Origin of the sequence: Thiomonas sp. SCN 64-16 (genome assembly GCF_001725585.1) — a bacterium.
GTDB classification, from domain to species: Bacteria; Pseudomonadota; Gammaproteobacteria; order Burkholderiales; family Burkholderiaceae_C; genus Thiomonas; species Thiomonas arsenitoxydans.
In genome coordinates this window covers 23198-48997 of record NZ_MEGQ01000026.1, presented here as the reverse complement: position 1 = coordinate 48997, position 25800 = coordinate 23198, and the positions used below count along the sequence as shown (strand labels likewise).

26 protein-coding genes are annotated in these 25800 nt (G+C 66.3%); 15 read left to right on the top strand and 11 right to left on the bottom strand.

Annotation, left to right across the window (positions count from 1 at the left end; genetic code table 11):
• Nucleotides 1–15: 15 nt before the first annotated feature.
• Nucleotides 16–432 (bottom strand): DUF3806 domain-containing protein, encoded by a 417-nt coding sequence (locus ABT24_RS09045; protein ID WP_276732401.1) that lies wholly within the window; start codon nt 430–432, stop codon nt 16–18.
• Between the two features lie 146 nt (nt 433–578).
• Between ABT24_RS09045 and ABT24_RS09040 the strand changes: the two genes are divergently transcribed.
• Genes ABT24_RS09040 through ABT24_RS09030 form a run of 3 tightly spaced genes read left to right on the top strand, consistent with a single transcriptional unit; the run spans nt 579 to nt 2518 of the window.
• Complete coding sequence (locus ABT24_RS09040; protein ID WP_276732404.1) at nt 579–1439, top strand: helix-turn-helix domain-containing protein; 861 nt, start codon at nt 579–581, stop codon at nt 1437–1439.
• A 9-nt stretch (nt 1440–1448) separates the two neighbouring features.
• Nucleotides 1449–2195, top strand: coding sequence for an AzlC family ABC transporter permease (locus ABT24_RS09035; protein ID WP_276732407.1), 747 nt, complete (start codon nt 1449–1451; stop codon nt 2193–2195).
• On the top strand, nt 2192–2518 hold the full coding sequence (locus ABT24_RS09030) for an AzlD domain-containing protein (protein WP_013107093.1): 327 nt from the start codon (nt 2192–2194) through the stop codon (nt 2516–2518). The genes ABT24_RS09035 and ABT24_RS09030 overlap by 4 nt, the downstream gene beginning before the upstream one ends.
• Before the next feature lies 1 nt (nt 2519).
• Here the strand turns inward: ABT24_RS09030 and ABT24_RS09025 are convergent, their stop codons facing one another.
• Both ABT24_RS09025 and ABT24_RS09020 read right to left on the bottom strand, forming a co-directional pair.
• Nucleotides 2520–3257, bottom strand: a complete 738-nt coding sequence (locus tag ABT24_RS09025; RefSeq protein WP_013107092.1) for a DsbC family protein — start codon at nt 3255–3257, stop codon at nt 2520–2522.
• Between the two features lie 27 nt (nt 3258–3284).
• A complete protein-coding gene (locus tag ABT24_RS09020; protein WP_276732416.1) occupies nt 3285–4493 on the bottom strand; it encodes an FAD-dependent monooxygenase in 1209 nt (402 codons plus the stop codon).
• A gap of 141 nt (nt 4494–4634) precedes the next feature.
• On the opposite strand from ABT24_RS09020, the gene ABT24_RS09015 reads away from it, so the two are divergent.
• Nucleotides 4635–6953 (top strand): AsmA family protein, encoded by a 2319-nt coding sequence (locus ABT24_RS09015; protein ID WP_286737700.1) that lies wholly within the window; start codon nt 4635–4637, stop codon nt 6951–6953.
• Nucleotides 6954–7149: 196 nt separating this feature from the next.
• Here ABT24_RS09015 and ABT24_RS09010 read toward each other — a convergent pair whose 3' ends face one another.
• The 3 genes from ABT24_RS09010 to ABT24_RS09000 are packed head-to-tail and all read right to left on the bottom strand — an operon-like array spanning nt 7150 to nt 9163.
• On the bottom strand, nt 7150–7656 hold the full coding sequence (locus ABT24_RS09010) for a TPM domain-containing protein (RefSeq protein WP_276732423.1): 507 nt from the start codon (nt 7654–7656) through the stop codon (nt 7150–7152).
• Between the two features lies 1 nt (nt 7657).
• Nucleotides 7658–8536 (bottom strand): TPM domain-containing protein, encoded by an 879-nt coding sequence (locus tag ABT24_RS09005; protein WP_276732426.1) that lies wholly within the window; start codon nt 8534–8536, stop codon nt 7658–7660.
• Between the two features lie 6 nt (nt 8537–8542).
• Nucleotides 8543–9163, bottom strand: coding sequence for a LemA family protein (locus ABT24_RS09000; protein WP_276732430.1), 621 nt, complete (start codon nt 9161–9163; stop codon nt 8543–8545).
• A 314-nt stretch (nt 9164–9477) separates the two neighbouring features.
• Here ABT24_RS09000 and ABT24_RS08995 point away from each other — a divergent pair, with 314 nt between their 5' ends.
• Nucleotides 9478–10386, top strand: coding sequence for a tetratricopeptide repeat protein (locus tag ABT24_RS08995; protein ID WP_013124168.1), 909 nt, complete (start codon nt 9478–9480; stop codon nt 10384–10386).
• Between the two features lie 19 nt (nt 10387–10405).
• On the top strand, nt 10406–11227 hold the full coding sequence (locus ABT24_RS08990) for a PPK2 family polyphosphate kinase (protein ID WP_286737698.1): 822 nt from the start codon (nt 10406–10408) through the stop codon (nt 11225–11227).
• A 6-nt stretch (nt 11228–11233) separates the two neighbouring features.
• Here ABT24_RS08990 and ABT24_RS08985 read toward each other — a convergent pair whose 3' ends face one another.
• From ABT24_RS08985 to pyrF, 5 genes are all read right to left on the bottom strand, one after another.
• Entirely contained in the window at nt 11234–11767 is a 534-nt protein-coding gene (locus ABT24_RS08985) for a cytochrome b (protein ID WP_276732436.1), read from the bottom strand.
• A 95-nt stretch (nt 11768–11862) separates the two neighbouring features.
• A complete protein-coding gene (locus ABT24_RS08980; RefSeq protein ID WP_276732439.1) occupies nt 11863–12309 on the bottom strand; it encodes a PsiF family protein in 447 nt (148 codons plus the stop codon).
• A 196-nt stretch (nt 12310–12505) separates the two neighbouring features.
• Complete coding sequence (tldD, locus tag ABT24_RS08975) at nt 12506–13969, bottom strand: metalloprotease TldD (RefSeq protein WP_276732442.1); 1464 nt, start codon at nt 13967–13969, stop codon at nt 12506–12508.
• Between the two features lie 73 nt (nt 13970–14042).
• Nucleotides 14043–14543: a cyclic pyranopterin monophosphate synthase MoaC gene (gene moaC / locus ABT24_RS08970; RefSeq protein WP_276732445.1), complete on the bottom strand. Its 501-nt coding sequence runs from the start codon at nt 14541–14543 to the stop codon at nt 14043–14045.
• Complete coding sequence (pyrF, locus tag ABT24_RS08965) at nt 14540–15427, bottom strand: orotidine-5'-phosphate decarboxylase (protein WP_276732449.1); 888 nt, start codon at nt 15425–15427, stop codon at nt 14540–14542. The genes moaC and pyrF overlap by 4 nt, the downstream gene beginning before the upstream one ends.
• An 86-nt stretch (nt 15428–15513) precedes the next feature.
• On the opposite strand from pyrF, the gene dacB reads away from it, so the two are divergent.
• From dacB to ABT24_RS08920, 9 genes are all read left to right on the top strand, one after another.
• Entirely contained in the window at nt 15514–16959 is a 1446-nt protein-coding gene (gene dacB / locus ABT24_RS08960) for a D-alanyl-D-alanine carboxypeptidase/D-alanyl-D-alanine endopeptidase (protein WP_276732451.1), read from the top strand.
• Nucleotides 16960–17002: 43 nt separating this feature from the next.
• Complete coding sequence (locus tag ABT24_RS08955) at nt 17003–17278, top strand: SemiSWEET family sugar transporter (protein ID WP_276732453.1); 276 nt, start codon at nt 17003–17005, stop codon at nt 17276–17278.
• Between the two features lie 446 nt (nt 17279–17724).
• Nucleotides 17725–18897, top strand: a complete 1173-nt coding sequence (locus ABT24_RS08950; protein WP_276732456.1) for an NAD(P)H-dependent glycerol-3-phosphate dehydrogenase — start codon at nt 17725–17727, stop codon at nt 18895–18897.
• Nucleotides 18898–18908: 11 nt separating this feature from the next.
• Complete coding sequence (locus ABT24_RS08945; RefSeq protein ID WP_276732459.1) at nt 18909–19679, top strand: HAD family hydrolase; 771 nt, start codon at nt 18909–18911, stop codon at nt 19677–19679.
• Complete coding sequence (ggpS, locus tag ABT24_RS08940; protein WP_276732461.1) at nt 19636–21117, top strand: glucosylglycerol-phosphate synthase; 1482 nt, start codon at nt 19636–19638, stop codon at nt 21115–21117. The genes ABT24_RS08945 and ggpS overlap by 44 nt, the downstream gene beginning before the upstream one ends.
• A 16-nt stretch (nt 21118–21133) precedes the next feature.
• Nucleotides 21134–22255: a mechanosensitive ion channel family protein gene (locus ABT24_RS08935; protein WP_276732464.1), complete on the top strand. Its 1122-nt coding sequence runs from the start codon at nt 21134–21136 to the stop codon at nt 22253–22255.
• A 52-nt stretch (nt 22256–22307) separates the two neighbouring features.
• On the top strand, nt 22308–23378 hold the full coding sequence (locus tag ABT24_RS08930) for a mechanosensitive ion channel family protein (protein WP_276732467.1): 1071 nt from the start codon (nt 22308–22310) through the stop codon (nt 23376–23378).
• Nucleotides 23379–23565: 187 nt separating this feature from the next.
• On the top strand, nt 23566–24285 hold the full coding sequence (locus ABT24_RS08925) for a response regulator (RefSeq protein ID WP_013107072.1): 720 nt from the start codon (nt 23566–23568) through the stop codon (nt 24283–24285).
• A complete protein-coding gene (locus ABT24_RS08920) occupies nt 24278–25777 on the top strand; it encodes a sensor histidine kinase (RefSeq protein ID WP_276732481.1) in 1500 nt (499 codons plus the stop codon). The genes ABT24_RS08925 and ABT24_RS08920 overlap by 8 nt, the downstream gene beginning before the upstream one ends.
• The last annotated feature ends 23 nt before the right edge of the window (nt 25778–25800 follow it).

The window sequence follows — 25800 nt, the reverse complement described above, 5'->3', positions numbered from 1 at the left end:
GCAGGGTGCGCCGCTTCAAGCGGCAAGGGCCGGGGGGTTGAGCCGCTCGCACAAGCTGGCGAACAGCTGCCGCAGGTCGAGCCGGGCGCCGCCGTGCAGATGCGAGCGCAGGGCGCCCTCGGGCGACACCCAGTGCAGGGTGCCCATGCGGCGGATGGCGTAGCCGCGCTGATGCACGCCTTGCACGATGGCCCATTCGCTGCCCGCCTGCTCATGCAGCAAGACACGGCCGAGCGCGGCCGAAACGGCGTGCAGCTGCTCGGGTGTGGGCGCGGCCAGGTGCTGCGCAATAAGGTTCTGGAGAATGGGCAGATCCTGCAAAGTGCCGCTGAGCACATCGCTGCCGCCCTGGGCGAGCACCAGCGCGTCGGCCTGCTGCAACCATTGCGCGAGCTGCTGGGTATCGGACGGTTCAAGATGGAACAGACGCATCACGGTCTCCTGTCAAGTCGATTCGGGGGTGCCACAGCTTGTACGCCCAATGCAGTGACAAATCATGTGCTTCCGAGTGTGGGGCAGGGTTTTTGTGCGGCGCAACTTTGTGTCGAAGCGCTCGGCGTCTGCAGGACAATCTGCGCATGTCCTCACCCGCCATCGCACCGCAGACCGAATCGGCCCGCATGCACATCGCCCCGGATTTCGCAGGCATGGAACTGCTGACGGCGCGTTATGTGCATCACCGGTTTGCACCGCATGTGCACGACACCTTTGTCGTGGCCTTGATCGAACAAGGCAGCGAGCGCTTTCGTTGCAGACGGGCGGAAGGCGTGGCGAACGCGGGGAGCATCATCGTGATCCCGCCGGCAGAGGTGCATACGGGCCAGAGTGGCGGCGAGTCCGGCTGGTCTTACCGCGCACTTTACCCAGCGCCCCAGAAATTAGGCGAACTCATGGCCGAGCTGCGCGACGGCGAAGCGCGGCTGCCGGTGTTCGATCGGGTGGTGTTCGACGACCCGGCGTTGTTCCGTGCTTTGCAGGGCTTGCACGCCGTGCTGATCGCCTGCCGCGATCCCTTGCATCGCAGCTGCGCCTGGCGCGAGGCCATGACGCCGCTGTTGCGCCACGCCGGGGTGGTCGAGCCCGCCACAGGATGCGAGGATGCCGCCGTGCGCCGAGCGCAGGAGCTGTTGCGGGCCGACCCCGACGCAGCGTTGACTCTCGACGATCTGGCGCGCGCGGTGGGCCTGAGCCCCTGGCACCTCAACCGCGTGTTCTCGCGCAGCGTCGGACTGCCGCCGCATGCCTGGCGCAACCAGTGGCGGCTGGCGCAGGCCAAGCGCCTGCTGCGCGGCGGGCTGAGTCCGGCGGAGGTGGCGGCGAGTCTGGGCTTTGCCGACCAGTCGCATCTGCACCGGCTGTTCAAGCGCGCCTTCGGCGTCACGCCTGGCGGTTATATCCAGAGCAAGAACGTTCAAGACCGCATCGAGCCGTGCCGCTAGTCTGTCGGCATGACGTCGATTTCTTCTGCCTCGCCTCACCCGGCGGGACGTTCCACCGAATTTCTCCTCGGCGCGCGCGATACCCTGCCGCTGCTCCTGGGCGCTGCGCCCTTCGGGCTGATTTTCGGCGCGCTGGCATCGGCCAGTCCGCTGGGCATCGTCGGGGCGCTGGGCATGTCGGCGCTGGTGTTCGCCGGATCGGCGCAGTTCATCGCCCTGAGTCTGCTGGGTACCGGCGCCAGCGCGCTAGTCGTGGTGTTCACCACTCTGGTCGTCAACCTGCGCCACTTGCTGTACGCCGCGAGCCTGCAGCCGCAGATGGCGCGGCTGCCGCAGCGCTGGCGGGTGCTGCTGGCGTTCTGGCTGACCGATGAGACCTACGCCGCGGTGCATCACCGCTACGCCCGCGATGATGGCGCTCCGTTCAAACACTGGTACACGGCGGGATCGGGCGCGGCCATGTACGCCAACTGGCTGGGCTGGACGGCGGTCGGCGCGTTTCTGGGGCAGGCCAGCCCGGCCTTGACGCATCTCGGACTCGAATTCGCGCTCGTGGCCACCTTCGTGGGCATCGTCGCGCCGCTGCTGCGCGAACGTCCCAGCATCGCCGTGGCCCTCACTGCGGCGGTGGTGGCGCTGGCGGCGCGCGACCTGCCATACAAGCTCGGCCTGATGCTCGCCGCCTTCGCCGGGGTGGCGGTCGGGGTGTGGATGGATGGTCGCCGCCGTCTGCAAGCCGCAGGAGACCCGCGATGAACTGGAGCCTGTGGGCGGTGATTGTCGGCATGGCCGCGGTGACCTTTGCCATCCGCTACACCCTGTTCGGCCTGGGCGGGCGGCTGAGGTTTTCGCCGCGAGTGCAGCAGGCGCTGCGCCATGTGCCGGTGGCGGTGCTCACCGCCATCGTCGTGCCCATGGTGTTGCTGCCCGACGGCCAGCACTGGGATTTGAGTTGGCGCAACCCCTGGCTGGCCGGTGCGCTGACCAGTGCCGCGCTGGCACTGGGTACGCGCAAACTACTGGCCGCCATCGCGGGCGGCATGGCGGTGTATCTGCTGTGGCGCTTCGGCTTGGCTTGATTTACTTGACTGCGGCCAGCTTCTTTTCGACTTCTTCTTGCGGCAGGGCGCCTTCCATGCGGTCGCCGTCGGTGAAGATCAGCGTGGGGGTGGACGAAATGCCCAGCTTCTCCGCGAGCTCCACATTGGCCTTGAGCGGGTCGACGCAAGTCGCCGCGGCCGCGGGCGGCTGCACTTGCTTGTTCATCCAGTCCAGCCAGGCCTTGCTGCGGTTGGGGGCGCACCAGATGTCGCGCGCCTGTTGCATCGATTCGCGGCGGATGATGGGCACGACGAACACATGCAGCGTGACGTTGCTCATCTTTTCCAGCGTGGCTTCCATCTTGTGGCAGTATGGGCAATACGGGTCTTCAAAAATCGCGATCTGGCGCTTGCCGTTGCCGAACACCAGCTTGAACGAGTCTTTGAACGGCAGATCCTTCCAGTTCACCCGGCGCAGATCGTCGATCCGGGCCTTGGTGACGTTGGTCTGGGTCTTGGTGTCGAAAATCTCACCTGCGAACAAAAAGGTGGCCTTGGCGTCGGTGTAAAAAATCTTGCTGCCCACGTCCACTTCATACAGCCCCGCATAGGGGGTTTTGATGATCTTGGCACTGGCGGGCAGACCCGGCATGGCCTTTTCGAGTGCGGCGCGGGTTTCGGCCAGGGTTTGCGCCATGACCGGCAGAGACAGGAAGGCCGCGGACAGCGCGACACCGCGCAGAACGCGCGCAACGGAGCGGGAGAGCAAAGAGTTCATTTAGACGGGAGTGCGCACAAACGCGCGTCAGGCAAGATAGGGAAGACCCGAAGCATAGCGGGTGAGCAACTGCCGGACGGGCGGCAGGGCATTGGCGGTCTGCAGGCCCAGCGCGCGCAGCGGCCCGGGCACCCGGCTGCCCGCGCCGTACAGCCGGGCGAGGGTGTCGGTGGTGGTGGCGAGCGCCAGCACCTGTTCGGCCCGCGCGCGGGAATAACGTCGCAGCAGCCGCGGGTCGTGCACGGCCTGGCCGGCGCTGCGCTGTTGCAGGGTGCGGGCCAGCACCTGCACGTCTTGCAGACCCAGGTTGAGGCCCTGACCGGCCAGCGGATGCACGCGATGCGCGGCGTCGCCAATCAGCACCAGACCATCGGCCACGGTGCGGCGGGCCAGCTGGCGCTGCAGGCGCCAGGCTGCGGCGGGGCCGGTGGCCTGCAGCGGCCCGAGGTGTTGCGCGCGCAAGGCGGGCAGGTGCGCTTCGACGCGCTGCGCCAGAGCTTCGGGCGACAAGTCGAGCAGTTCCAGCGCCAGCGCCTCGGGGGCCGACCAGACCAGCGACACCATCGCCCGACCCTGCATCGGCGCCAGCGGCAGCAGGGCGATCACGCCGCTATCTGCAAAGGTTTGGAAGGCGACGCCCTCGTGCGGTGCGGCGCAGAGGAAATTGGCGACCACGCCGCGCTGCAGGTAGTCGTGCGTATCCATCGCGATGCCCGAGACCTTGCGCACCAGACTGTGCTCGCCGTCGGCGCCGATGAGCAGCGCGGCCTGCAGGGTGCGGCCGTCATCGGTCTGCACCTGCCAGCCTGCCGCCGCGGGCTGGCGTTGCAGCCGCGCGGCCTGGGCCGAGTCGATCACAACGCGGCGCTCGAAGCGCAGCGCCAGATCGAGCGCGGTTTCGATGGCGCCGGATTCGACGATCCAGGCCAGCGCCTCGCTGCGGGCGTCGCGGGCATCGAAGGCGAGCTGGGCGCCATCGGCGCGGATGTGCATGGCCTGTACGGGCTGAATGCGCTCAGGCGGCATCTGCGGCCAGACCCGCAGCTCTTCGAGCAATTGCCTTGAGGCTGCGTTGAGCGCGTAAAGGCGCTGGGCATAGCCCTGGGTCGGCAGGGCGGCGGCCGGGCGCGCGCCCAGCAGGGTGACCTGCAGCCCGATCTGCGCTAGCGCCAGCGCGCAGGCCTTGCCTGCAATGCCGCCACCGCAGATCAGAAGGTCGGAAGAAGGGGAGGACATGATGGAATGGCTGCGCTTGAAGCGCTGTGTTTCTGGGAACTTCGGGCTGTCAGACAAGCTGCCTAAAATCAGCCGCCATGTTGACCGACAAAACCCGCATTGTGCCCCCGGCGCATCAGCGCCTGGGCGTAATTCCCGCCCATGACTGAGGTCACTGCGCCGCAGCCCGACGCACCCGCGCCGCGCAGGCGCTGGCCGATGCGGCTGTTCAAGGGGCTGCTGGCGGCGCTGCTGGCTGCGGTCATTCTGGTGGTGGGCGGCATGAGCATTCTGCTGCTCACCTTCGATCCGAACCAATACAAGGCCACGTTGATCCAGGTGGTGCAGGAGCGCGAGCACCGCACGTTGACGTTGCCCGGCACGATCGAGCTCACGCTGTTTCCGCCACTGACGCTGCGCACCGGGCCGTTTTCCTTGAGCGAGCGCGACTCTCCCGCCGTTTTCGCGCGGGCTGACGACCTGCGACTGCACCTCGATCTGTTCGCGCTGCTGCGGCGCAAGCTGGTGGTCGATCGGGTGGTGATGATCAAGCCGCAGATTCATGTGGCCCGCGACGCGCAGGGGCGTTTGAATTTCGCCGACCTGCTGCCCGACAGCAAGCCCGAATCCGCGCCCCCGCGCAGCCCGCTGGGCCTGTCGGTGCACCGTCTGCAGGTGGAGCAGGGCGTACTCTTTTACGACGACGACAAGGCCAAGCTCCACGGCCAGCTCGACGGCCTAGACGTCGGCCTTTCCGGCCTGGACGGCGGCAACGCCGGGGCCTTCCATCTGGAGACCACGGCGCGCTTTGTCCAGCCCGCGCTGGCAACCCGCATCGCCCTGCGCGGCAAGCTGCTGGCCGACACGGCGCAGCACAGCGTGGTGCTGACCGATCTGGCGCTGTCGGCGCAGGGCGATGTGCCGGGACTGAAGGCGATGCAGACCCAGCTCAACGCCGACCAACTCGGGCTGCGCACCGGCTCGATGTGGGCGCTGACGACGCGGCAATGGCGCATCAAGACCACCGGCCGCACCGAGAGCGGGGAAAACTTGAGTGCGCAGATCAGCCTGCCAACGCTCGAAGCCAAGGGCGACACCGTGCAGATCGGGCCGCTCGATGCCAGCGCCGAGATCGGCGCGGTGCAGGCGCTGCAGCTGCAGTGCAAGGCCCAGCAGGCCGCGGGCGCCTGGAGCGCGCTGCGCGTTCCCGTGGCGCAGTGCGATGTGCAGCGCGGCGCCGCCGGAAAGACGGGGGCGATGCGCCTGACTCTGGCCTCGCCGTTGCAGCTCGACCTCACTCATGCGCACTATGTTCTGCCCGCGATCAAGCTCTCGGGCCAGCTCACCCCCGGCGCCAAACCGCAGACCCTGGCGCTGCAGGGCAATGCGCAATACGACGGCGGCGCGAACGGCCCCATGAACGGACCTACTGCGCAGTTTCAGCTCCAAGGCCTGGTGGCCGGCAGCGGGATGAAGCTGTCGGGCGGCTGGGCGCAGCCCGACACCCTGCGCCTCGACGTGAATGCCGACCGCCTCAACCTCGACGATTGGCTGCCGCCGCCCGCCGCCCAACCCAAGGCCGCCGCGCCTGCGTCCATCGACCTGTCGGCCTTTCAAAAACTCGGGCTGGGCGCGCAGTTCAAGATTGGCAGTCTGTTGTTCAAGGGCATGCAATGGAGCGCGGTGCAGGGCCAGTTGACCAGCGACCGCAAAACGCTGGCCTTGCAGCCTTTCACAGCGCAGGGCTTTGGCGGCAGTGTGGACGCGAATCTGCGGGTGAATCTGGCGCAGCAGCAATACACCCTGCAGCAAAGCGGGCGCGATGTCAGCGTGCAGCCGGTATTGCAGGCTTTGGTCGGCAAAGATTTTCTGCTCGGCAAGGCCAACTGGACGATGAACCTGTCGGCACAGGGCAAGACGCTGCCCGCGCTCATCGCCAGCCTGTCGGGCAAGGCGCGGCTCGATGTGCGCAACGGCGCTGTGAAGGGCTTCAATCTGGCACAGATGCTGCGTAACGCCCGCGCCCTGCTGGCGGCACGCAAGGATGGGCAGTTCGCCGCCACCCCGGGTGAGCAGACTGATTTCACCGCGCTCGGCGCCACCTTTGTGCTGCAGAACGGGGTGGCGAACAACAGCGACCTAATGGTGCAGAGCCCGCTGCTGCGCGTGGGCGGCGAGGGCTGGTTCGATCTGCCCCGGCAGCGTCTGGACTATCTGCTGCTGCCCGCCGTCGTCGGTCCGCTGCGCGGCCAGGGCGGGGCCGATCTCGCGGTCTTGCGCGGCGTCACCGTGCCGGTGCGTATCGCGGGCAGTTTTGCCCAGCCGAGCTACACCGTGTTGTGGTCGCAGGCGGGCGGGAATCTGTTGAAGCAGACCTTGAAAAACACCTTGCAGAACGAACTGCAGAAACAGCTCGCACCCGCCCAGGCCCAGCCGCTGCAGAAGGGGGTTCCTGGCCTGTTCAAGGGTTTGTTTCCTTGAACCCAGAATTTCCATTAGGCGGGGCTACGCCCCTACATGGGCGCTGGCGGGCGGTTTGGGGCGTCTTCGCCCCCGCGCTTCGCGCCCATAGCTCGGGCTATGGGCTTGTCGCGCAAGGCCAAATCCATCCCCAATCCGCCGCGCCATCATCCCATGTCCTAATGGAAAATCTGGGTTGAAGTAGGGCCAGCAGGCCCTAAAGCCGCAGCACCACCGGCCAGTCGGGCAACTCGTTGCGTTTTTCGCCGCTGCGCGGGGGCGCATACTGGGCGAGCAGGCCGCTGACTTCGGCCACGCCCTGCAGCGCGGCGGCCTCGAAGCGGCCCTGGCGCAGCAGCGCTTCCATGCTGCGGCACACCTGCTCCCAAGCGTCGCTCGGCGCCCGTTGGTGGATGCCGCGGTCGGCCACGATTTCCACGTCCCGCTCGGCCAGCAGCAGGTAGATCAGCACCCCGTCGTTGTGCTCCGTATCCCAGACGTGCAGGTGCGAGAACACCTCGATGGCGCGCTCGCGGGCGCTCAGGCCGCGCCAGAGTTCGGGCAGATCGAGCGCGCCTTCAACCGCAAAGCGGATTTCGCCGCCGTGCGCCAGCTCAGCCGCGTGGATGGCCTTGGCAATGGCGCCCAGCGTGGCTTGCGGAAACGCCCGGCGGGTTTGCCAGGGCGCAAAGCGCAGGTGTCGTAGCAGACGGGACCAACGCATCTCACCACCGGCCCGAAGCGCCGCCTCCGCCAAAACCACCGCCGCCGCCGCTGAATCCGCCCGAGCCGCGGTCATTGCCGCCGCCGAATCCGCCGCCGAAGCCACCACCACCCAGTCCGCCCGGCCCACCTCCCATGCGTATGCCGCTGAACACGGCAAGGAAGGCGAGCGCGCCGAAGGTCAGCCCCAACAGCACGGAGCCGACGAGCCACCACCCCACGCCGCCAGCGATCAGTCCGCTCAGCCCGGCGCCGACGGTGCGGCCGAGCACGCTGCGCAGCACCGAGCCCAGCACGACCGCGCCGATCAACACCATGAAGCCGATTTCCTGCGCGCTGGATCGGTCTGCGCCCGGCGCGACGGCCTGCGGCGGCGGCAGTTGCTCGCCGTCGATCAGCTTCATGAGTTGTTGCACGCCTGCCTGCAGTCCGCCGAAATAGTCACCCTGCTTGAACTGCGGGGTGATGACCTCGGCGATGATGCGCTTGGCGATGGCGTCGGGAATGGCGCCTTCCAGCCCGTAGCCGACTTCGATGCGCATGGCGCGGTCGTCCTTGGCGACGAGCAGCAGCACGCCGTCGTCCTGCGCCTTGCGGCCCAGCTTCCACGCCTCGGCCACGCGAATGCTGTACTGCTCGATGGCTTCCGGCGCGGTGCTGGGCACCATGAGGATGGCGATCTGGCTGCCTTTGCGCGTGGCGAAGGCTCGCAGTTCCTGATCGAGCGTGGCGGTCTGCTCTGCGGTGAGGGTGCCGGTGAGGTCGGTGACCGGCGCGGTGAGCGCGGGCACCGGCGCCAGCGCGGCCCAGACCAGCGTGCCAAGGCCGCACAGCAGCAGCGCGGCCAGCCAGCGCTTCCAGATTCCGCGCAACAGCGTCATGCCGACTTACTTGGACGGGGCCGGCGCGGGGGCCGCGCCGCCGAAGTCCACCTTGGGCGCCACCGAGATGGCTTTCTCGTTCTCCACGGTGAAGCTGGGCTTGACCTTCATGCCCACCACCATGGCAGTGAGGTTGCTGGGGAACTGGCGCACCAGGTTGTTGTAGTTCTGCACGGCTTCGATGTAGCGCATGCGGGCCACGGCGATGCGGTTCTCCGTGCCTTCGAGCTGGGCCTGCAGATCGCGGAACACGCCATCGGCCTTGAGCTGCGGATAGTTTTCGGACACCGCGATCAGGCGCGACAGCGCGCTGGTCATCTGCGCCTGCGCCTCCTGGAACTTGGCAAAGGCGGCCGGATCGTTGATGAGTTCGGGCGTGGCCTGGATCTGGCCGACCTTGGCGCGCGCCTGCGTCACTTGGACGAACACGTCTTTTTCATGCGCGGCGTAACCCTTGACCACGTTCACCAGATTGGGCACCAGATCGGCCCGGCGCTGATACTGGTTGAGCACCTCGGCCCAACTCGCTTTGATCTGCTCGTCGGACGACTGCAGGGCGTTGTAGCCGCAGCCGCTCAGGCTCAGCAGGGCGGCGGAAAGCAAGAGAAGGGATATCCAGCGGCGCATGAAAGAGTCTCCGCAAAAAAGGAACAAACACGGGAAGAAACACGTTAAACCCAGATTTTCCATTAGGACATGGGATGATGGCGCGGCGGATTGGGGATGGATTTGGCCTTGCGCGACAAGCCCATAGCCTGAGCTATGGGCGCGAAACGCGGGGGCGAAGACGCCCCAAACCGCCCGCCAGCGCCCATGTAGGGGCGTAGCCCCGCCGAATGGAAATTCTGGGTTGAATCAAGAGTACGAAGCATATCGCCGCAATGTTCCGCTCCGGGGCGAGTCGGGGGTATGCTGCTTGCCTGCAAAAAATCGCCGCGCCCATGAGTACCCCACGTTCCGCCGAGCTCGATCTCGGCATTCACACCCAACCGCCCCAGCATCTCGACTTCAGCGAGACGCAGCATCCGCTCGAAGTCCTGGCGCATGAGGGAGATGCGGCCGCGCAAGAGTGGCTGGGCGCGCACTATCACGACCGCAAGGACTTTGTTCATGCGGCGCACTGGTATCGCAAGGCGGCCGAACAGGGTTCTGCCGGGGCCCGGTACAACCTGGGCTGGCTCTACATACACGGGCGCGGCGTGGAACAAAGCGATGCGCAGGCGTTGGCCCTGTGGCGCCAAGCCTGCGAAGCGGGTTTGGCCCGGGCGATGAATGGTCTGGGTTTTTTGTACGAGCATGGGCGCGGGGTGCCCCGCAGCGACGCACAGGCCCAGGTCTGGTATCAGCGTGCCGCAGAGGCGGGCGACGCGGCGGGCCAGTGCAATCTGGGCATTTTTCTGCTCAACGGACGTTGCGGCCCGGCCGATCCTTCGGGCGCTGCGGCGATGTTCTCTCTTGCTGCGCATCAGGGCCATCGTGAAGCCTGCTACCGCTACGGACATCTGTTCGTCACCGGCCAGGGCGTCGAGCAGGACGATGCGCAGGCCGTGGCCTGGCTGCGCAAGGCCGCCGAGATGGATATGCCCGAGGCGCAGCGCGAGCTTGCCGCCTTGTTGGCGATGGGTCGGGGCGGCAGTCTCGACTACACCCAGGCGGCCGGCTGGTACCAGCGGGCGGCGGAGCTGGGCGATGCGCAGGCGCAGTTCGGTCTCGGCGTGCTGTACTACCGCGGGCTGGGCAAGCTGCCTGACGTCGAAAAAGCGCGGCATTGGTGGACGCTGGCCGCCGAGCAAGGTGAAGAACGCGCCCGTAAAAATCTGGCGCTGCTGGCCAAGGGTGTGAGACGCTGAAGCTGACATGCCCTCTGACATGCCCCTACTGACCGATTTGCGCCGTCTGCGGGTAGACCCCGAAGACAACCTCGACCTCTCGGACCGCGCCACGCTGATCGACCTGCCGGGCGACCCTTCCAAAGACGAGATCGAGGCCGAGCTCGACCGCCTGCGCGGCCAGATCGGCGAGCTGCAAGACGCGATGTTCACCCGCCGCGAGCAAGCTCTGCTGGTGGTGTTGCAAGGCATGGATTCGGCGGGCAAGGACAGCACGACCAAGGCGGTGTTCACCGGGGTGAATCCGCTGGGCATCCACGCTGCGTCGTTCAGCGTACCCAGCGTGCAGGAACGGCGGCACGACTTTCTCTGGCGGGTGCATGCGCAGGTGCCGCCGCTGGGCTGCATCGGTGTGTTCAACCGCAGTCATTACGAGGAACCGGTCATCCGCCGGGTGCACGGTGAGTTGAAGAACGGCGAGATGAAGCGCTATTTGCGGCAGATCACCGATTTCGAGCAGATGCTGGCGGAATCGGGTACGGCCATCGTCAAGTGTTTTCTGCACCTGAGCTTTGACGAGCAGCGCGAGCGCTTGCAGGAGCGCATCGACAACCCGCTCAAACACTGGAAGTTCGACCCGTCCGATCTGCAAGAGCGGCAGTTTTGGAAGCCTTATCAGGCCGCCTACAGCCAGGCGCTGGCGGCGACTTCTACTGCGCAGGCGCCCTGGTATGTGGTGCCGGCCGACCGCAAGCCGGTGCGCAATCTGATTGTGGCGCGTCTGGTGGTGCAGGCGCTCGAGGCGCTCAAAACTCCGCCGCCCGAGCCCAAGCCCGAGCTGGCCGGGCTGAAGGTGGTTTGAGCTTGTTTACAGCATGCGGCGCAGGCTGCCGTCGCGCAGGATAAAGGCGTGGTACAGCGCTGCAGCGACGTGCAGACCGATCAAGCCGAGCAGCCCCAGAGCGACCACTTGATGCGCGTCGCCCAGCAGGCCAGCCCATGTGGCGTTGGCCGGAAACAGTGCGGGAAGGGGCCATAGCCCCAGCCAATGCACCGGCCACTCGCGGGCCGACGCGGCCAGCCAGCCCAGCAGCGGCAGCAAGACGAATCCGGCATAGAGCAGCGCATGCGTGGCCTGGGCCGCAAGCGCCTGCCAGGCGGGCATCGGCGGGTGCGGCGGCGGTGTCTTGATCAGCCGCCACAGCAGGCGCAGCACGAAAAGAGTGAGGATGGTCGTGCCCACGCCGATATGCCAGGTCGCCAGCGCATCTTCAGGCGCGCCGCGGTGATCGGTCATCAGCCAGGCCAGGGGATATTCCAGCAGGATCAGCGCCACGATGGCCCAATGCAGCAGGCGGGAGACGGGGTGATAGCGCGCTTCGGGCAGGGCGATTGTGGACATGGTGAGCAAGGCCGCACGGGGCGGCGGCTGAAAATCAGAATGCCCACAACTTAACCGGCCTCACTTAGCGCGGGCTGAGTCCGGAGTATCTGCGATCAGTTGCAGGTCTTGCCATGCGCCGGATGATCGCCCGCCGCCTTGGCGGCCGACTCGCTCATGTATTCGCCGTGCTTGGTCTTGCCGTAGTACTTGTCGCCCGGGCAGTGATAAACCTTGGTCGAGGCATTCACCCACACCTTGCCCGCGCCGCCGCCCGCCGCCGCTGCCATGCCTGCGCCCGAGGTTTGCATGGAGTGATGCTCTTCTTCCTTCTTGGTTTCGTGGTGGGCTTGCTCCGTTGCGGGTGCAGCGGATTCCTGGGCCTTGCTCACGCAGGATTTGATGAACTCGGTGCGGTCCTTGCCTTTGAGGCTCTGCTCCTTGGCCTGTTTTTCGCACTGCACTTTTTGTTCGTGATTTTTCAGCAACCCGGCCGAGGCGATCGTGGGGAAGGCCAGGGCAGCGCTGGTCAGCGCAACGGCGAGCAGGGTGGTGTGTTTCATGGAGCAAACCTTTCTTCAGCAGTGTGGGAGGGAAGGCCGGATCAGCGTCCGGCTTGGATGCACTGTAGCCAGTGTTCGGCCGTTCATCATCCACCGTAAAGCAGGTTTCACCGATGTCACCGCAAGTAAAAAATGAAACAGCCGGAACGCATCGCTGCGGTCCGGCTGCTGGGCCTGGATGAAGGTCGGGTTGAGCTCAGCCCGTGCCGCCCACGGTCACGCCGTCGATGCGCAGGGTCGGCTGGCCCACGCCGACAGGCACGCTCTGGCCTTCCTTGCCGCAGGTACCCACGCCGCTGTCCAGCCGCAGATCGTTGCCGATCATGCTCACTCGGGTGAGCGCGTCGGGGCCGTTGCCAATCAGTGTGGCGCCCTTTACCGGGTAGAGCGGCTTGCCCTTCTCCACCCACCAGGCTTCGCTGGCAGAGAACACGAACTTGCCGCTGGTGATGTCCACCTGCCCGCCGCCGAAGTTCACCGCGTACAGGCCGCGGTCGATGCTGGCGAGGATTTCCGCCGGATCGCGGTCGCCCGCCAGCATGTAGGTGTTGGTCATGCGCGGCATGGGCACATGCGCGTAGCTCTCGCGGCGGCCATTGCCCGTGGGCGCGCGGCCCATCAGCCGGGCGTTGAGCATGTCCTGCATGTAGCCCACCAGAATGCCGTCCTCGATCAGTACATTACGCTGTGTCGGGTTGCCTTCGTCGTCCACGTTGAGCGAACCGCGCCGGTCGGGCAGGGTGCCGTCGTCGAGCACGGTCACGCCCTTGGCGGCGACGCGCTGGCCCATGCGGCCCGCGAACGCGCTCGATCCCTTGCGGTTGAAGTCGCCTTCCAGACCGTGGCCCACCGCCTCGTGCAGCAGCACGCCGGGCCAGCCGGGGCCGAGCACCACGCTCATCTCGCCCGCAGGCGCGGGGCGCGATTCGAGGTTGACCAGCGCGGTGTTCACCGCCTCATCGACATATTTCGTGATGAGGGCGTCGTCGAAGTAGCCCAGGCTATAGCGCCCGCCGCCGCCCGACGATCCCGACTCGCGCCGTCCGTTTTGCTGGACGATCACGTTCACGCTCAGGCGCACCAGCGGGCGCACGTCGGCGGCCAGCAGACCGTCGGAGCGCAGCACCAGCATCACGTCGTGTTCGCCGCCCAGGCTGGCCATGACCTGCACCACGCGCGGGTCTTTGGCGCGCGCCAGCCGGTCCACCTTTTGCAGCAGCGCCACCTTGGCGTTGGAATCGAGCGCGCCCAGCGGGTCGGTCGCGCCGTAGAGCACGCGCGCCGCGCTGCGGCGGGTGTCGCTGGGCACTTTGGCGCTGCCCTTGCCCGCGCGGGCAATGCTGCGCACCGTGTCGGCGGCTTCGAGCAAGGCCAGCTCGGAAATATCGTCGGAATAGGCGAAGGCGGTCTTCTCGCCCTGTACCGCGCGAATGCCAAAGCCCTGTTCGATGTCGAAGCTGCCCGACTTCACCAGGCCTTCTTCCAGGCTCCAGCCCTCGGAGCGGGTGTATTGCAGATAGATGTCGGCATAGTCGAGCTTGTGCTCGAACACCCTGCCCAGCGCACGCTGCAAGGCGATTTCGTCGATCTGGTAGGGGTCGAGCAAGACGCGGCGCGCCTCGTCGAGGCGCAACAGCGCGGGTTCGGTCATCATGTTCATGCGCCCGATTGTAGGAACAGCGGCATGTCCCTGCGCGCAGGGCGGTTCAGGCGCCTCGGCCTTAGCCGGGCGTTCAGGCGGGGGCGACCCAGTCGCCCGACTTGCCGCCGTGCTTTTCGAGCAGGCGAACGCCGTCGATGATCATGCCGCGGTCCACCGCCTTGCACATGTCGTAGATGGTGAGCAGGCCGATCTGCACCGCGGTGAGCGCTTCCATTTCAACGCCGGTGCGGCCGCGGGTTTCGGCGGTGACGGTGCAGTGGATGCTGCTGTCCTGCGGCTGCAGGTCGAAGTTCACCGCCACGCGGTTGAGGGCGATGGGGTGGCACAGGGGAATGAGGTCGGCGGTGCGCTTGCTCGCCATGATGGCGGCGGTGCGGGCGATGCCGATGACATCGCCCTTTTTGGCGCTGCCGCTTTGCACCAGGGCGAAGGTGGCGGGCTGCATGCGGATGCAGCCGGTGGCCACGGCCACGCGATGCGTTTCATCCTTGGCGCCGACATCGACCATATGCGCCTGACCGGCGGCGTCGAAGTGGGTGAGGCCGGTGGTGGATGCGCTGCTGTTGCTCATGGGGCGTTCGGGGCGGTGGAGGCGGCGTGCACCTCTTGGTTGATGGCGTCGCGCAGACGGCGGGCTTCGCGTCTTGCGGCATCGACAAAATCGCGCCCGTTGCTGGCGTAAAGCACACTGCGCGAGGCGTTGATGAGAAAGTTGCCGCGCGCCGCGCGCACAGTGGCTGCGAGATCGCCGCCCTGCGCGCCGATGCCGGGGATGAGCAGCGGCGCTTCGGGGGCGACGGCGCGGATGCGTTCGATGTCGGCCGGGTTGGTGGCGCCAGCCACCAGGCCGTTCTGGCCGTGGCGGTTCCAGTCCAGCGCAGCCAGCCGCGCCACGCGCTCGAACAGCAGCTCATCGCCGAGGTGGGCCGAGGCGCCTGTGGCCGAGCTGGCGTTCGATGCGACAAGCGGCAGGGTCTGCAGATCGGCGCCGCCGGGGTTGGAGGTGCGGCACAGCACGAACAGCCCGCGCTCGGGGAAACGCAGATAGGGCTCGACCGAATCGAAGCCCATATAGGGCGACAGCGTCAGGGCGTCGGCGTTGAAGCGCACGAAGGCCTCGCGGGCATATTGTTCCGCGGTGGCGCCGATGTCGCCGCGTTTGGCATCGAGGATGACGGGCACGCCCGGCGCGACCTTGCGAATGTGGGCGATGAGCTGTTCGAGCTGGTTCTCCGCGCCCAGCGCCGCAAAGTAGGCGATCTGCGGCTTGTAGGCGCAGACCAGATCGGCCGTGGCATCGACGATGGCGGCGCAGAAGTCGAACAGCCGCAGCGGGTCGTTGGTCCACGGCGCCGGAAAGCGCGAGGGCTCCGGGTCGAGACCGACGCACAGCGCCGAATTGTTGCGCTCGGCGGCCTCTTGCCACTGGTGGATGAAGGGGGGGCGGGTCGTCATGATGCGGCGCATTGTAGGCAGGGGTTTTGAACCTAGCCTTTCCGCAAGCCTCTACCATTCCACTGATCTTCTTCGCCGCCCATGCCATGCTACCCAGCCGCCGCCGTTTTCTGATCTCCTCACTGGCCGTGACCGGCATGCCGCTTCTGGCCCGGGCGCAGCAGGTCGGGCTGGGCGGGTCGGGGGCGTTGCCTGCCGGTGTGGCGCAGGCGCTGGAGACGGCGCGTATTCCGCAGCAGTCTTGCGCCTTCGTGCTGCAGCCGCTCGATAGCCCGTCGCCCCAGATCGCGTTCAACGGCGCCGCGTTGATGAATCCGGCCTCCGTGCTCAAGCTCGTCACCACCTACGCGGCCCTGCGCATTCTCGGCCCGGCCTATGTGTGGAAGACGCCGGTGTACGCCACGGGGCCGATCCGCGCCGGGGTGCTGCAGGGCGATCTGGCTTTCGTCGGCAGCGGCGACCCGCATCTGATGGCCGACAACCTGTGGAGCATCGCGGTACGGCTGCGCGATCTGGGCATCCGCCGTATTCGCGGCGACGTGCTCATCGATCGTCAGGCTTTCGATCTTCCGCCGCACAATCCCGGCGCCTTCGACGGCGACGCCACCGCTCCCTACAACGTCGGCCCCGACCCCTTTCTGGTGAACTTCGGCGTGTTGCGCCTGGGCTTCGTGCCCGACGCTCAGGCACAGCAGGTGCGTGTCACAGTGGAGCCGCCGGTGGCGGGCTTCGATCTGCGCGAAGCGCCCAAACTCACCGCCAGCGCCTGCGGCAACTGGAAGGACAAACTGCGCGCCGACTGGAAACAGCCCTTCGCGCCGCGCTTCGCCGGGGGTTTTGCGGCCGCCTGCGGGCCGCAGACCTGGAACATCGCCCCCGAGGTGAGCGACAACGCTTATGTGCAGCGTTTGCTCGCCGCGCTGTTTGCGCAGGTCGGCATCGATTGGAAAGGGCGGGTTCGCACCGCCAACCTGCCTGCGGGCGCCACCGAACTGACCGTGTGGGACTCGCCCGCGCTCGCCGTGCTGGTGCGCGACATCAACAAATACAGCAACAACGTCATGGCGCAGCAGGTGTTCCTCACCCTGGCGCTACAGGCGGGTGCGCAGCGGGCCACTTGGGGGCTGGCGCAGCAGGCGGTGGAGCAATGGTTGTCCACCCACAATTTGTCCATGCCCGGCCTGGTGCTGGACAACGGCTGCGGCCTGTCGCGCATCGCGCGCATTTCGGCGGCCGATCTCAACGCCCTGCTGCGCTCGGCGTGGAACAGCCCGGTGATGCCCGAATTCATCTCGTCGCTGCCCTTGGCCGGAGAAGACGGCACGCTGCGCCGCCATTTCCGCGACCCCGATACCGCGGGCCGCATTCACGCCAAGACGGGCAGCCTCGACGGCGTGCTGTCGCTTGCCGGGTATGCGCAGACCCGTGCCGGGCAGCGCTACACCTTCGCCGCGCTGGTCAACGACCCACGCGCCGGCGGCGCCTGGCCTGCGCTGGAAGCCTTCATCAACGGCTTCATGCAGACGGCTTGAGCGCGCACTTCGCCGACCTCCCCCCATCTTTCGAGAGTCCCTCATGGCCTTTCACCTCACCGATCTCATCGGCTACGGCGCGGCGTTTCTCACCACCGTGTCTTTCGTGCCGCAGGCCTGGCTGACGGTTCGCACGCGCGATGTTTCGGGGATTTCGCTCGGCATGTACACGCTGTTCACCGCGGGCGTGGCGCTTTGGCTGGCCTATGGTGTCGTCCAGCGGAGCTGGCCCCTGGTTGGCGCCAACGCGGTGACTTTCCTGCTGGCGCTGGCCGTGCTGATCATGCGGTTGCGCTACGGCGCGCGACAGGCGGGGTGAGTCTGGCCTGCGCTTGGCGTCGTTTTGCTGCGCCGCAGCGAGTTTCGAACCTGGTTTAGACAGATCATCGGGTGTCACTTCGATGTTCCTTGGATCGTCCCAAAACTTGTAAGTAATTTGGTGACTTTGAAGTTTTAATTCCTTCAAAATTGCTTTACAATCTATCCATTGATATTTTGATTCAATGAGTCTCCAGAAATATCACCACAAGTAGCGAGTTCTACTTGTGTCTTCTGGTGTGCCTCCTGGCCTTCGCGGGCCAGAAATTTCTCGTTCGTCCCCTGGACGGCATTAGGGGTTCAAGCCAACCCCGCGCTTCATGGCATTCGCTCTGAATGCCCATCGGCCGCGTCTGCACGCGCGGCCACCCAGTCGCCACGCCCCGCTTTGCTGGGCGTTCTGCCATCGGACAACCTACAGGGTTGTCCACGACCTTGGGAGAGTCCATGCAGAACTCTGCTTCATCATTCATCGTCGGCAATCCGACCCTTGCCCCCGTTGTTGCCGTGATCGGCGCTGGCGCGTGGGGGACGGCACTGGCCTGCGCCTTGCGGCGCGGCGGGTTGGAGGTGCGCCTGTGGGCGCGCCGCCCCGATCTCACCCACGCCATCGCCACCCAGGCGCGCAATCCGCGCCATTTGCCGGATCTGGAATTGCCTGCGGGCCTGAAGGCGAGCAGCCAGATGGCCGAGGTGCTTGACGGCGCCGACGCGGTCTTCATGGTCGTGCCGTCGGCTGCGCTGCGTGAGGTGGCGCGCGTTGCCGCGCCCTGGCTGCAGCGGCGCGCTGTGGTGTTGGCCGCTTGCAAAGGGATCGAGCGCGACAGCGGCGCGCTGATGACTCAGGTGTTGCGGCAGGAGTTGCGGCCGGGCGCGCTCATCGGCGCTATTGGCGGGCCGAGCTTTGCGCATGAGGTGGTGCGCGGGCAGTCTGCGGCGCTCACGGTCGGTCTGCCTGCCCTGCGTCAGCGCGGTGCGGTCGATGTGCAAAGCCACGCGCAGCGGCTGATGGGGGGCTTGCGCACGGCGTTCGCAGCAGGTCAGGTGCAGCTCGACGTGACGGACGATGCCATCGGCGTGCAGGTCGGCGGCGCGCTCAAAAACATGATCGCCATCGCCTGCGGCATGGCCATGAGCTGCGAGCAGGGCGAGAACGTGCGGGCGGCCATTCTGACGCGCGGCTTGCAGGACATGCGGCGCCTCGCCCTGGCGCTGGGCGGCCGCCCTGAAACCCTGTTGTCGAGCGCGGGTGCGGGCGATCTGTTTCTCACCGCGTCATCGGCCCAATCGCGCAACACCCGGCTGGGCATGCAGCTGGGGCGCGGCGAATTCCCCGGCGGCGAGGGCGAGTTGGCCGAAGGCGCGATCAGTAGCCAGTCGGTGCAAATTCTGGAACGGCGGCTGGGCCTGCATTTGCAGGTGGCGGCTGTGGTGCGCGATGTGCTGGGGCGCCGTCAAACGGCAGAGGAGGCCTTGCGGCGCCTGTTGACTCAGCCGGTGCAGCAGGACGACGCGCTCGGCTTACCCGTCGGTTCGGGCGTGCATGCGCACCGGCTGCTGCGCGACGTGCAGGGCTTGCGGCCCACCCTGTCCCGCGCGCAGTCGCGGCAGTCGCAATGAAGGAGGCGTCGATGCCACAAACCATTCTGGCCACCGATCTGGACGGCACTTTTCTGGGCGGCAACGAGGCGCAGCGCGCGGCGTTGTATGAATGGATCGCGCAGCGCCGCAGCGAGATCGTGCTGATTTTTGTCAGCGGTCGCGGGTTGGACTTCATGCGCCAACTCGCGCGAGATCTGCCGGTGCAACCCGATCATGTGATTGGCGATGTGGGCACCAGCGTGGCGACCGGCGCCGACTTCGCGCCCATTGCGGCGATCGATCAGTGGCTCGACGCGAGCTGGCCTGCCGATCGCGTGCAGCAGATCGACGACATCGTACGCCGACATCCAGAGCTACAGCCCCAACCGCCGCACAGCGGTCGCAGACGATCGTATTTTTACCGTCGTCCGGAGCCGGTGCAGGTGGCTGCGACTGAGTTGCGGCGACTGGGCTTCGACACCCTGATGTCGGACAACCAGTATTTCGACGTGCTGCCGCGCGGGGTGCAGAAAGGCTCGACCTTGTTGCGCACCCTGGCCGCGCTCGGCCTGCCTGAACACCGCACCCTGGTGGCTGGCGACACGCTCAACGATCTGTCGATGTTCCAGACCGGCCTGACCGGCGTGGCCGTGAGCAACCGCGAGGCCGCGCTCGATCATGCCATCACGCCGCATACCAATGTGTACCGCAGCGCCCAGCCGGGCGCAGCCGGGGTGCTCGACGCCTTGCAGCGATTTCATCAACAGGGAGACTTCAATGGCTTCATCTCTGGTCATCGTCTATCACAGACAACCGTATGAGGAATACAGCGAGGGCGGCCAGACCGTTCTGAGGGAAAACAAAAGCCCCAACGGCATCGTGCCGGCCCTCAAGGGTTTCATCGGCCAGGTCGACCGCGCCAGCTGGGTGGCGTGGAAAAAAGCGCCGACGGGAAAAGCTGCGAAGTTCGAGCGCCGCATCACGGTGAACGACAGTTATGGCAACTATGAAGTCGTGCGGCTGCCGCTGACCGCCGAGCAGATCAGCCAGTTTTATCACGTCGTCTCGAAAGAGGCGCTGTGGCCCATTCTCAACAGCTTTCCCTCGCTCTATTCCACCGAGAACTGCCAGTGGAGTGTGTTCCGCGAGGTCAACCGCCTGTTTGCGCAAGCCGCCTGCGCCGAAGCCGCGCCGGGGGCGGTGATCTGGGTGCACGACTACAACCTGTGGCTGGTGCCGGGCTTCGTGCGGCAGATGCGTCCGGATGTGAAGATCGCCTTTTTCCACCACACGCCGTTTCCTGCGCCCGATGTGTTCAACATCCTGCCCTGGCGCGATGAGATTCTGGCCTCGCTGCTCGATTGCGATCTGGTGGGCTTTCACGTGCCGCGCTATGCCCGCAACTTCGCCGCGCTGGTGCAGTCGCTGCGCAGAACCGTGGGCCTGGTCGAGCGCGCGGTGGAGCCGGAACTGCAGGCCACGGGCACCGCGCTGTCCGAGCCGGTCACCCCGGTCTCCATCACGGTGGGCGGGTGCATGATCCGCATCGATGCCTTTCCCATCGGCACCCATGCCGACCTCATCCGCAGCACGGTGCAGAAGCCCGACAACCTGGCGCGGGTGGCGCACATCCGCCGCGAAATGTCCGGGCAGACCACCATCGTGTCGATCGGTCGGGTGGACTATGCCAAGGGCACGCGCGAAATGCTGCTGGCCTTCGAGCGCCTGCTGGCGCGCCGCCCAGAGCTGCACGGCAAAGTCCGGCTGCTGGTCACGGCTGTGGCCGCGGCCGACGGCATGCGGGTCTACAAGCGGGCGCAGCAGAACATCGAACAACTCGTCGGGCGCATCAACGGCCATCACGGCTCGCTCACCTGGACACCCATCCTGCTGTCCACCACGCCCATGCCTTTCGAGGAGACGCTGAGCTACTACCGCGCCGCCGACATCTGCTGGATCACGCCGCTGCGCGACGGTCTGAACCTCGTGGCCAAGGAGTTCATCGCCGCGCATGTGAACGAGAGCGGCGTGCTGGTGCTGTCGGAGTTCGCCGGTGCGGCGGTGGAGTTGCAGGACGCCGTGCTGGTCAATCCCTACAGCATCAGCCAGATGGACGACGCCATCGACCGGGCGCTGGACATGCCGCGCGAAGAACAGCGCGAGCGCATGCAGCGCATGGATGCACTCATCCAACGTTACGACATCACCCACTGGACGCACCACGTGCTCGAACTGTTCGCGCAGTTGCGCTCGCAGTAAGCCGAGCAATCCGGCGATGCACAACGACCTGAATGCGACCTGGACGATGCTGTGGGCGTGGGCGTCGTCCCACCCGCCTGTCGCGCTGGCTATCGCCCTCACCCTGCTGGCGGCGCCAGTGTTCATGCTGGGGGCGAGACTGCTGCGCAAAGCCAGCGGGCCGGAAGGCAACGGGCAGTTTTTGTATCTGCGCCTGCGCAATCCGCTGCGGCTGGCCTGGCTGTTGCTGATATTGCGTCTCGATGCGGGATTTTTGCAGCAGCGGCTGGAGAACTGGTCGTGGGTGATAGCGCCGTTGCACCTGAGCCTGATCGCCGCGTTGACCTGGCTGGCCATGCGCCTGGTGCGCTCGAGCGGCGAGTTGGTGGTGCTGCGGCGCGGCGGCCTGCAACTGCCCGACGATCCCAATCTGCTCGACTCCAATCTGGAGGTGCGCGGTCTGCTCACCCGGGCCCGGGTGCTCACCCGGGTGCTGAGCTTCCTTATTCTGCTCGTCGGGCTGGCCGTGGCGCTGATGAGCATTCCCGATGTGCGGCAGATCGGCGCCAGCCTGCTGGCGTCGGCGGGCATTGCCGGTCTGGTGGTGGGTTTTGCCGCGCGGCCGGTGCTCAGCAATCTGCTGGCAGGTCTGCAGATTGCCATGACCGAACCGATTCGCATCAACGACGTGCTCATCGTCGAGGGCGAATGGGGACGGGTGGAGGAAATCACCGGTACCTATGTGGTGTTTCGCGTCTGGGACGAACGGCGGCTGATCCTGCCGCTGCAGTGGTTCATCGAACACCCGTTCCAGAACTGGACGCGCTCCAGCGCCAGCCTGCTAGGCACGGTGTTTCTGTGGGTGGACTACGCCACGCCGATCGAACAACTGCGCGACGAGCTCAAGCGTCTATGCGCGGCCGACCCCGACTGGGACGGCCGCCTGGCCCTGGTGCATGTGACCGACGCCACCGAGACCGCGGTGCAGGTGCGCTTTTTGGTGAGTGCGGCCAATTCGGCGCGCGCCTGGGAGCTGCGCTGCCGCATTCGTGAAGGCATGATCGCCTATATGCAGCGCGTCCAGCCCGGGCATTTGCCGCGTCGACGCTTGCAGTGGCATGAGCTTGCTCAAACCGGTTCGTCACCGCCCCCATTCTGATTTTTTTCCCGAGAAAGGCTACGAGATGAGCGCATGGCTATCCCTTCCCTTTTTGAATAACCCTTTGCAGAGCTGGCTGCTGGCGCTGGGCTGGCTGCTGTTGGCCGTGGTGCTGGTCTCCGTGGCCAAGCCAATTCTGGTGTCGTGGATCACCGCCCTGGCCTCGCACACCCGCAATCATTGGGACGACGCGCTGGTCAACGCGGTGCAGGGCACGCGCCTGCCGCTGGCCGCGCTCATCGGCCTTTACCCGGCGGTGCAAAGCCTCAGCTTGCCGGAGGCGGTGAGCAAATGGGTGTTGGGGCTGGCGGCCGTGGCGCTGTTTCTGCAGATCGGGCTGTGGATATCGCGCTTTCTCGATTTCTGGATTCGCGTCTCGCGCGAGCGCGCCATTTCTCACGACCCCGAAACCGCCACCGGCCTGGCTGCGATGAGTTTCATCGCCCGGCTGCTGCTGTGGTCGCTGGTGTTTTTGCTACTGCTCAACAACCTCGGCTTCAACGTCACCACCTTGCTGGCCGGTCTGGGCGTGGGCGGCATTGCGGTGGGCCTGGCCTTGCAGAACATTCTGGGCGACCTGTTCTCCAGTCTGTCCATCGTGCTCGACAAGCCCTTCCAGATCGGGCACTTCGTCGTCGTGGACAACTTCTCCGGCACGGTCGAGAACATCGGCCTGAAAACTACCCGCATCCGTTCCATCAGCGGCGAGATCGTGGTGTTCTCCAACACTGATCTCACCAAGGCCCGGCTGCGCAACTACAAGTTCATGCAGGAGCGGCGCATCGTCTTCGCCTTCGGTGTGACCTACGACACATCGGCAGAAACCCTGGAGCAGATTCCAGCAGTGGTTAAAACCATCGTCGATCAGCAGCCCAACGCCCGCTTCGACCGCGCGCATTTCAAGGATTTCGGCGATTCCAGACTGAACTTTGAAGTGGTGTACTGGATGAAAACCTCCGACTACACCGCCTATATGGATACCCAGCAGGCGATCAACCTCGGTCTGGTGCGTGAATGCGAGCGCATCGGCGCGGAGTTTGCCTTTCCCACGCGCACGGTGCAGTTGCAATGGAGCGGGGCATTGCCTGTCGCATTGCAGGAACGGGTCGCCGCCGCGCCGTAGGAACCGGTCGGACTTGGGAATCGCGGGCTGCAAAATGGCGCCGCAGCGCCCTGCGCTAGCGGCTTTTTGCCCCACGGTATCCCCACCGCCATTTTTCGCCAACCGCGCCCCAAGCCCGACAGGCTCCTAAAATCCGCGAAACATCCAAGCGCAACGGCAGCGCATTGGGCACATCGTGGAGACAAGCATGCGCATTCTGATTGCCGAAGATGACCGGGTCTTGGCCGACGGCCTGCTGCGCTCTCTGCGCGCTCTGGGTTATGCGGTCGATCAGGTGGCCGACGGCAACAGCGCCGACGCCGCGCTGCAGTCCAGCGAATTCGATCTGCTGATTCTCGACCTGGGGCTGCCGCGGCTGTCGGGCTTCGAGGTGTTGCGCAAGCTGCGCGCGCGCGGCGCCACCGTGCCGGTGCTCATTCTCACCGCTGCAGACAGCGTGGAAGACAAGGTGCGCGGCCTCGATCTCGGCGCCGACGATTACATGGCCAAACCCTTCGCGCTGCAGGAGCTCGAAGCCCGGGTGCGCGCGCTGTCGCGCCGGGGCATGGGCGGCGCCAGCGCCGTGATCCAGCACGGCCCGCTGCACTACGACATCACGGGCCGCGTGGTCACGCTCGACGGCCATGTGGTGGAACTCTCGGCGCGTGAACTCACCCTGCTCGAAGTGCTGCTGCAGCGCGCCGGGCGGCTGGTGAGCAAGGACCAGCTCGTCGAGCATCTGTGCGTTTGGGGCGAGGAGGTGAGCACCAACGCCATCGAGGTGTATGTGCACCGGCTGCGCAAGAAGATCGAAGTCGGCCCGGTGCGCATCGCCACGGTGCGCGGTCTGGGCTACTGTCTGGAGAAAATCGTCCCGGTTGCCGCGACTTCGGCCGAGTCGGCCGCGCCTCCTCGTGCCGATGCCTGAAATCTCGCCCTCCGGCGAGCCGACCGAAGGGGCGGCGGGGCGCAAACGTCGGCATCATCCACGCTCGCTGTTTGGCGAAATTCTCGACTGGATGCTCGCGCCCATGCTGTTGCTGTGGCCGCTGTCCATCGGCATTACTTATCTGGTGGCGCAGGCCATTTCCGCCAAGCCTTACGACGCGGCGCTGGAGCACACCCTGCTGCAACTTGCCGCGCAGGTGCAGACCGAAGGCGCGCAGGGCGCGGCGCAGTCGGCCCTGTGGCAGCAGACGCTGCGACAGCCGCCAGTGGGCGGCATTCTCGGCTACCAGGTGCGCAGCAAGGCCGGTGCGCTGCTGGCGGGCGAGGCGGGCCTGCCCGCCCCGGCGAGCTTGCCGCCCACGCAGGCGGGTGCTCCGCTGACGGTGATCTGGCGTGACAGTGAGATCGGCGCGCATAGCGCACGATTGGCCGGGGTCTGGGTCTGGCCGCGGGTGCAGCACGGGGCCAGCGCGACCGGCCCCGTGCTGGTGCAGGTGGCGCAGAGCACGGAGGCGCGCACCCGGCTGGCGCGCGACATCGTGCAGGGCGTCATCCTGCCGCAATTCGTCGTGGTGCCGATTTTCATCTTGCTGGTGTGGTTCGGGTTGGGGCAGGGCATCGCGCCGCTCAACGAATTGCAGGCGCGCATTCGCCGCCGCCGTGCCGACGACATCAGCCCGATCGACGAACAGGAGGCGCCGGAAGAAATTGCGCCGCTGGTCGATTCGATCAACAGTCTGTTCGCCCGCTTGCAACAGTCGCTGCAGACGCAAAAGCGCTTCATCGCGGATGCCGCGCATCAGATCAAGACGCCGCTGGCCGGCCTGCGCATGCAGGCCGAGCTGGCGCAGCGCGAAACCGACCCGGCCGATCTGCGCGCCAGTCTGCGGCAGATCGGCCGCAGCGTGGAGCGCACCACCCGGCTGGTCAATCAGTTGCTGGCGCTCACCCGCGCGGAAAATCAGGGCGGCGCGGCGCGCGCCGTGTTCGAAACCATCGACCTGCGCCAGCCCGCCGCAGAAGCCATGCAGGAACTGGCCATGCTGGCGCTCGACAAGCAACTGGAACTGGAGTTCGACAGCCCCCCGCTGCCGCTGCCGGTGCGCGGCAACGCCTTGTTGTTGCAGGAACTCATCAAGAATCTGCTGCACAACGCGATCACTTACACCCCGCCCGGAGGCAGCGTGACCCTGAGGCTGCGCAGCGCGACGGCTGATGAGGCGCGCAGCGCGCCCGTGGTGCAGCTTCAGGTGGATGACAGCGGGCCCGGCATTCCCGAAGCGGAACGTGCGCTGGTGTTCGAGCCGTTCTATCGCATTCTGGACAACGGCAGCGAGGGCAGCGGACTGGGGCTGGCCATCGTGCGCGAAATCGCCCGCCAGCATGATGCCGAGATCACGCTGAGCGATTTGCCGCAAGGCGCGTCCGCCCAGGGCTTGAGGGTGCAGGTGCAGTTCGGGAGGACGAAGTAGGGCGGTGTTCCACGCCCGCTGCA

Bases quoted from the DNA above. Each gene is read 5' to 3' on its own strand.
- ggpS (WP_276732461.1), top strand. From the start codon at position 19,636: ATGGCTTCATCTCTGGTCATCGTCTATCACAGACAACCGTATGAGGAA.
- ABT24_RS09015 (WP_286737700.1), top strand. From the start codon at position 4,635: ATGACTGAGGTCACTGCGCCGCAGCCCGACGCACCCGCGCCGCGCAGG.
- ABT24_RS09045 (WP_276732401.1), bottom strand. From the start codon at position 432: ATGCGTCTGTTCCATCTTGAACCGTCCGATACCCAGCAGCTCGCGCAA.
- dacB (WP_276732451.1), top strand. From the start codon at position 15,514: ATGCTACCCAGCCGCCGCCGTTTTCTGATCTCCTCACTGGCCGTGACC.
- ABT24_RS09025 (WP_013107092.1), bottom strand. From the start codon at position 3,257: ATGAACTCTTTGCTCTCCCGCTCCGTTGCGCGCGTTCTGCGCGGTGTC.
- tldD (WP_276732442.1), bottom strand. From the start codon at position 13,969: ATGAACATGATGACCGAACCCGCGCTGTTGCGCCTCGACGAGGCGCGC.
- ABT24_RS09030 (WP_013107093.1), top strand. From the start codon at position 2,192: ATGAACTGGAGCCTGTGGGCGGTGATTGTCGGCATGGCCGCGGTGACC.
- ABT24_RS08950 (WP_276732456.1), top strand. From the start codon at position 17,725: ATGCAGAACTCTGCTTCATCATTCATCGTCGGCAATCCGACCCTTGCC.
- ABT24_RS08955 (WP_276732453.1), top strand. From the start codon at position 17,003: ATGGCCTTTCACCTCACCGATCTCATCGGCTACGGCGCGGCGTTTCTC.
- ABT24_RS09035 (WP_276732407.1), top strand. From the start codon at position 1,449: ATGACGTCGATTTCTTCTGCCTCGCCTCACCCGGCGGGACGTTCCACC.
- ABT24_RS08945 (WP_276732459.1), top strand. From the start codon at position 18,909: ATGCCACAAACCATTCTGGCCACCGATCTGGACGGCACTTTTCTGGGC.
- ABT24_RS08935 (WP_276732464.1), top strand. From the start codon at position 21,134: ATGCACAACGACCTGAATGCGACCTGGACGATGCTGTGGGCGTGGGCG.
- ABT24_RS09000 (WP_276732430.1), bottom strand. From the start codon at position 9,163: ATGCGCCGCTGGATATCCCTTCTCTTGCTTTCCGCCGCCCTGCTGAGC.
- ABT24_RS08920 (WP_276732481.1), top strand. From the start codon at position 24,278: ATGCCTGAAATCTCGCCCTCCGGCGAGCCGACCGAAGGGGCGGCGGGG.
- ABT24_RS09005 (WP_276732426.1), bottom strand. From the start codon at position 8,536: ATGACGCTGTTGCGCGGAATCTGGAAGCGCTGGCTGGCCGCGCTGCTG.
- ABT24_RS08990 (WP_286737698.1), top strand. From the start codon at position 10,406: ATGCCCCTACTGACCGATTTGCGCCGTCTGCGGGTAGACCCCGAAGAC.
- ABT24_RS09010 (WP_276732423.1), bottom strand. From the start codon at position 7,656: ATGCGTTGGTCCCGTCTGCTACGACACCTGCGCTTTGCGCCCTGGCAA.
- moaC (WP_276732445.1), bottom strand. From the start codon at position 14,543: ATGAGCAACAGCAGCGCATCCACCACCGGCCTCACCCACTTCGACGCC.
- ABT24_RS08985 (WP_276732436.1), bottom strand. From the start codon at position 11,767: ATGTCCACAATCGCCCTGCCCGAAGCGCGCTATCACCCCGTCTCCCGC.
- ABT24_RS08980 (WP_276732439.1), bottom strand. From the start codon at position 12,309: ATGAAACACACCACCCTGCTCGCCGTTGCGCTGACCAGCGCTGCCCTG.
- ABT24_RS09020 (WP_276732416.1), bottom strand. From the start codon at position 4,493: ATGTCCTCCCCTTCTTCCGACCTTCTGATCTGCGGTGGCGGCATTGCA.
- ABT24_RS09040 (WP_276732404.1), top strand. From the start codon at position 579: ATGTCCTCACCCGCCATCGCACCGCAGACCGAATCGGCCCGCATGCAC.
- pyrF (WP_276732449.1), bottom strand. From the start codon at position 15,427: ATGACGACCCGCCCCCCCTTCATCCACCAGTGGCAAGAGGCCGCCGAG.
- ABT24_RS08925 (WP_013107072.1), top strand. From the start codon at position 23,566: ATGCGCATTCTGATTGCCGAAGATGACCGGGTCTTGGCCGACGGCCTG.
- ABT24_RS08995 (WP_013124168.1), top strand. From the start codon at position 9,478: ATGAGTACCCCACGTTCCGCCGAGCTCGATCTCGGCATTCACACCCAA.